We start from the raw sequence: 1,870 nt of genomic DNA on the forward strand, positions 1-1,870 counted from the left end.
TTCATTAAGTTCTTTGTAGGTTATCTCCTTATCTTCAAATACCACTGCTATATTATTTGGTGTCTTTTCTACCTGCTCTTCAAACAATTCATTTATTGTCTTATCTCTTGGGTATTCTGCTTTTGTATCATTAAATTCTACTAGTAATTTATGCTTCTCTTCCTCACTTATTATTTCTATATCCTTAAGATTAACTTCTATATTCTTTACTATTTCTTTCACTATATTTAAGAAATGATTTACCATTCTTTCTATAGTCTCATGTTTGTATAGGCTGGTAGCATAACTTAAGCTAAAGTAAATCTCTTCATTTCCTTCAACTGCGTTCATTGTTATATCAAACTTTTCTACATTATTATTTGAAACATATGGTCTGAAGGTTAATTTTTCTACTTCTATCTTAGCCTCTTCCATATTTTGAAGTACAAACATAACATCAAATAATGGGTTCCTACTTAAATCCTTATTTATATTTACATTGTCAACTAATTCTTCAAATTGATAATCTTGATTTTCATAAGCCTTTAATGCTTTGTCTTTTATAGATTTTAAATAGTCTTTAAAGCTTAACTCACTATTTACGGTACTTCTTATTGCTAGAGTGTTTACAAACATACCTATTATGTTTTCTAAATCTATATGGTTTCTTCCTGCTATTGGACTTCCTACTATTATATCTTCTTGCCCACTATATTTTGATAATAAAACATTAATGTTTGATAATAAAACCATATACATGGTGCTTCCAGTTTCTCTAGCTACCTTTCTTAGGCCTTCAGTTATTTCTTTATCTAAAGCAAAGTTTATGCTACCCCCTTTGAAATCTTTAACCTTTGGTCTTGTGTAGTCTGTAGGTAGATTTAATACTGGTATTTCTCCACCGAATTCTTTTAACCAATATTCTTCCTGGCTCTTAAACTCTTCACTTTCTTTTTTCTTTAATTGCCATGCAGAATAATCCTTGTATTGTACCTTTAATTCCTCTAACTCTTTTCCTTCATATAACTCACTAAATTCTTTCGTTAATATTGCCATTGATACCCCATCTGATATTATATGGTGCATATCAAATAACATAATATGCCTATCTTCTTCTAAACTTATAACCTCTACTCTTAATAATGGTGTTTTTTCTAGATCAAAAGGCTTTATAAAGTCTTTTGTTTTTATTTCTACTTCTGCTTCACTACATACCTTTATTTCTTCAATTTCAAAGTTCAATTCTTCAGCATTATAAACTTTTTGCACTATTTTATCCTCTTGAGCATAAAAACTTGTTCTTAATGCTTCATGCCTTTTAATTAACTTTATAAATGCTTCCTTTAGTCTTGATATTTCAAGTTTACCTGCGATTTCTAAACCTATAGGCATATTATATGCAACACTATGCTTATCAAGCTCTTGTAGGATATACATTCTCTTTTGTGCAGAAGAAGCTTCATAGTATTCTTTTTCTTCTACTGTTTCTATTGCATCATATTCTTTTTTATTAATCGATGAGATATATTCACTAAGCCCTTTTATGTTTCCTACACTGAATACTTCCTTTAGTGGTACTTCTACATTTAACTCCTTATGAATTCTACCTAATAATATTGTTGCCTTTAAAGAATGTCCTCCTAATTCAAAGAAGTTATCATTTATTCCTACTTTTTCTATGCCTAATACCTTGCTCCATATTGCTACAAGTTTTTCTTCTACCTCATTTCTTGGTGCCTCATATTCTGCTCCAGTATTAACTTTTCCCTCTGGCTCTGGCAAGGCTTTTCTATCTATTTTACCATTTGGTGTTAATGGCATATTTTCTAATTTTATAAAGTATAATGGGATCATATAGTCTGGTAGAGATTTTTTCAGTTCTTCTCTTAAT

At 29.8% G+C, this 1,870-nt stretch carries 1 protein-coding gene; it reads right to left on the bottom strand.

What is annotated here, in order from left to right; translation table 11 throughout:
• Window positions 1–1,833, bottom strand: a 1,833-nt coding sequence (locus KPL50_RS26295) for a condensation domain-containing protein (protein WP_253200826.1), incomplete at its 3' end; no start/stop codon positions are given.
• Window positions 1,834–1,870: the final 37 nt, after the last annotated feature.

It is taken from the genome of Clostridium sp. CF012 (assembly GCF_018861755.1).
In the GTDB taxonomy this organism is placed as follows: Bacteria; Bacillota; Clostridia; order Clostridiales; family Clostridiaceae; genus Clostridium_AD.